Here is a 3,906-nt window from a genome sequence, read left to right on the forward strand (position 1 = left end):
TGTGCATACGGGACACGACCAAATAACGTACTCTCGATTTTGCCGATAGTTGTAGAGATCTCTCCAGTAAAGCCTTTCATTGCGCGATCAAACTCGGCCTTGAGCTCTATAAGCTCTAGTAACTTGGCAGAATCTTCACTCGTTGCTTTCCTTACAATCACAAGTTTCTCCGTAAGTCGCGATGAACGGCTAACGCCTTGCTAAGCTGTGAGTGAACGTGAGCCATGTCTGAGCGTTAGCGAGTTCGGCACGCGTTTATGAATCAGACTTAAGCAATTTGTTATGTGTGAAATTCTTGCGACATTTCTCTCGCTTTATTTTCAATTTCCAATGTACTGCTATTAAGTGAATCCAAGAGTGAGCTATATTTATCCATATGCTCTTCGCTTACTCTAGCATTCACATTGCCATTTTTACGTTTTTCTACGACTTCTGTCATTCCGTTTCCGAGCCAGCGTTTATAGTTCGCAAATGACTTTCGTAACCCATTGTGCTCTTGATCCAATTCAGGAAAATATAGTTTTTGAATTAGTTGAGCTTTATGCCAAAGCTGTTCATCGTAAGAATGGTCTTTACCAAAGAACTTTTCCTCCATTTCCTTATGAAGGACATCTGATAGGCACATAATTAACAAAACATACTCTTCAAGCTTTGCCCTGCGCACTTGTAAAATTTCTTTTCGGTTCCACGACTTGTACTCCAACTCATTCATTATCGTTCCAGTTGTCTTAGCGGTCACCTCAGACTGAAGTTTGATCGTATCCAAACTAGATTTAATTGCTGAATACTTCGCCTTCTCTGAATACAAAGCCTTAAAGAAAGCTAGGAGTGAGGCTAGTATCAAAACTAACAATATGACAACGACGTAGTATTCTAGATCGCTCCATGTTGGTTTATTCAATAACGTAACAGCCATTTCATTGACAGATTCTTCTTTCATTTATTCCTCGTAACACATAACGCCTTGTTAAGTAGCAGCTAACTACCACCACACTCAGACAAGACCACCGTAATCACTAAACTCAACCAAACCAAAATCGCCAAACGTTAGCTGTCTGCTTGAACAATTTGTTATGTGGTTATTAGATCTTCGTAGCCCTCTTCAAGCCACTGAAGCTCAAAACCCAACTTTATAAGGCGCTTAGGAAAATAACTGTCAGTTAAAGGCTGTTCTGTGCGAACTTCTTCCTCACTAACGTCTAACTCAAAATGCAAACTAAACTCCGCAGAATCTTCTGAATAAGTGATCGCTTCCACTATGAAGGATAAACTGCCTATAGCTCTGTTAAACAAGACCTTAGTTCCGATTGGAGGCACGCATGGCATTTCAATACTCTTTTTGAAGTAGCCAATATTGGCATTATCTCTTCTAACCAGTACATAATTGTTAACTATCATCTTTCAAACTCCGGAAACCACATAACGCCCGCTTAAGTTGTGAGTGACGCTCCACTGAACTTAGCGTGGACACTGTAATCACATAAACCAAAATTGACGCAAAAAGTGCCGAGCGTTACGAATCGACTTGAAGCGTTTGTTATGTGAATTTACCCAATGTTCGCCATTGCAAACATTGCCATAAGTACAATCCCAGAGATAAAACCCAAGAAGTTAATGGAGACACCGACCAGCCCCAAAAAAGCATTTATAACTTTCGTCTCCCTTCGCTCACTCCCCTGTTTTAGTTCAACAAACACTATCATGGCATACCCTAAAACAGACCCAGCGATGGAAACAATGAAAGCAACGAAGGAATATTTCAAGTATGGCTGATACGAGTCCAACAACTTTAACTTATCTAAAAAAGCGACCATTAAGAGCAAGGACCCCGTTGATAATGTCGAGAGATATTTCAAAAACTCAATAATGTCCTTGAGGTATGCTTTTCTATATTTGATGAACTCGTCCAACTTGACCTTTCCTCATTCACATAACGCCGCGTTAAGCAGTGAGCAACGCAGAGTCCCTAACCTAAACCATTGTGCCGTAAACACAAAATTCAACGTAAACCGAAAATGCCGAGCGTTGGGAATCTGTCTTAAACGCTTTGTTATACAATACCTTAGTGATACTTTATGGTTTTCAGCAACTCGATATTCTCATACTTTGCTAGCCACCTAACTCCACGTTCTATTCCGCCACGGGCTCTATTCAAGTTGTGTATATGCCACTCTAAATGAGATTTATGCCTATGTTGAGGCAAGTTAGAACTCATTGCCTTTAAAAACGCTTCGTTCTTTATCTGTAACGCTTCCACGCTAGTAACGAGCTCTAGCATTTGATTCGTTGATTGCAAGTCATATAAGCCACTTTCTGCCGCGATTTTCAAAGAGGTCGGACTAAAAAACATTACTTGATACTCTAGCTTTTCATCTTCACCATAAGTGATTGATGCCTTAGCCTCGTTATCAGTTAAGTGACCTAACATTCTTGATAGTTCAGTCTGCAACATTAAGTCTAATTGTTCCTTTCTTTGTTCGTTTTTGAGGTTTTCTTGATAGCTAAAGATGGAAATGGCAACCGTCACACCAATAGCGATTGAAGTTAAAGACGCTATTATTGTGTGAATCCAAGCTTGATGCTCACTAGCTGGCAGTTTTCTAAACGCAAAAGCTGAGTACAGCGCAATAACTAAAGCAGCAATAATTGCTGGGAAATAAACCATATACTCGAAATCTCCAGAATTGTATAACGCCCTGCTAAGTGGCGCTAACGATTAACTTGCCAAGCGCACTTAACTTCAAACCAAAACCGCCAAGCTTATGGCGTCCACTTGAGCAGTTTGTTAGCTTTTTCGTGCGATAATGCCTGCGTTGCTCACCAAGATTTTGAAGTAACGCTCTCCCCTCAAAACCRATGACCAACATGACGGGACAGAGTTGAACTGTCCAAAAATTCGTAGCCTGAGTTGACGAAACTCAGAGGCAACTCAAAGTTTGCCACTAAGCCAACAACCACATACGCCAATTTTCAATTAAACGTAAATAACTCAGTAGCAAAGAAAAAGCACACGAGAGATGTGAGGTTACCACTAAAGAACAGGTGTAAAGCTAGAACGATGAACCCGTACACCAATAAACTAAACCGTGAAAGCTAAAGCCCAATTAAGTTGTGAGAAACGCTGCCACCTTACCCGAACACTTCACCTTAATCACTAAACCAACTGAAACCGAAAGTGCCGAGCGTTGCGAATCAGCTTGAATTGCTTGTTATGTGTGTGAACTCATACAGACCAAACCTGTCTTGAGCGCAAATAGATTTACTAATTGTAAGAATAAGTCAAATCGTCACTACTGCACTTAATCGTATAAACAATACTTACGTCATTGTTTATAATACTATTATTCTCAAAGTAAGTTACATTACATACTAATTCATCATTTAGATATTCAGTTAAGAATTGTCCATTTCTCGGGCTCGAGCTTAGTGCACGAACTTTGAGACCATTGTTTAGAATATAATAGTAATTTTTCGTACTATCTCTTCCGATATAGCCAGAATCGATAAACTTCAAAGTTGTTGATTTAACTTCTATTTTTTTACCTGTTTGCCCAGTAACATCTGCCCATAGCAATACACTGGCTACAAATAGGCAAAATGATACAATCCGCCCCCTCATTGATATTTGTGCAAAAACGCCCATAAAAGTAGATCCTTCTATATCCTAAGTGCATACAACACTTTGCACACATAACGCCCTGCTAAGTGGCGCTAACGATTAACTTGCCAAGCGCACTTAACTTCAAACCAAAACCGCCAAGCTTATGGCGTCCACTTGAGCAGTTTGTTAGCTTTTTCGTGCGATAATGCCTGCGTTGCTCACCAAGATTTTGAAGTAACGCTCTCCCCTCAAAACCAATGACCAACATGACGGGACAGAGTTGAACTGTCCAAAAATTCGTAGCC

General features: G+C 40.3%; 6 protein-coding genes and 1 pseudogene. All 7 read right to left on the bottom strand.

What is annotated here, in order from left to right:
• A pseudogene (locus L4D74_RS24875) lies at positions 1-161 on the bottom strand (GNAT family N-acetyltransferase); the annotation flags it as partial.
• A gap of 119 nt (positions 162-280) precedes the next feature.
• The gene (locus tag L4D74_RS24880; protein ID WP_428755071.1) at positions 281-940 is read right to left on the bottom strand and encodes a hypothetical protein; all 660 of its coding nucleotides are present in this window, start codon (positions 938-940) and stop codon (positions 281-283) included.
• 131 nt (positions 941-1,071) lie between these two features.
• The gene (locus tag L4D74_RS24885; protein WP_428755072.1) at positions 1,072-1,398 is read right to left on the bottom strand and encodes a hypothetical protein; all 327 of its coding nucleotides are present in this window, start codon (positions 1,396-1,398) and stop codon (positions 1,072-1,074) included.
• 149 nt (positions 1,399-1,547) lie between these two features.
• Positions 1,548-1,910, bottom strand: a complete 363-nt coding sequence (locus L4D74_RS24890) for a hypothetical protein (RefSeq protein ID WP_428755074.1) — start codon at positions 1,908-1,910, stop codon at positions 1,548-1,550.
• A 152-nt stretch (positions 1,911-2,062) separates the two neighbouring features.
• On the bottom strand, positions 2,063-2,665 hold the full coding sequence (locus tag L4D74_RS24895) for a hypothetical protein (RefSeq protein WP_428755076.1): 603 nt from the start codon (positions 2,663-2,665) through the stop codon (positions 2,063-2,065).
• Between the two features lie 597 nt (positions 2,666-3,262).
• Complete coding sequence (locus tag L4D74_RS24900) at positions 3,263-3,643, bottom strand: hypothetical protein (RefSeq protein ID WP_428755078.1); 381 nt, start codon at positions 3,641-3,643, stop codon at positions 3,263-3,265.
• A gap of 58 nt (positions 3,644-3,701) precedes the next feature.
• Positions 3,702-3,906: hypothetical protein (locus L4D74_RS24905; protein WP_428755079.1), on the bottom strand; the 205-nt coding region annotated here is incomplete at its 5' end.

This window comes from Vibrio cionasavignyae (assembly GCF_050337155.1).
Lineage (GTDB): Bacteria > Pseudomonadota > Gammaproteobacteria > Enterobacterales > Vibrionaceae > Vibrio > Vibrio nomapromontoriensis.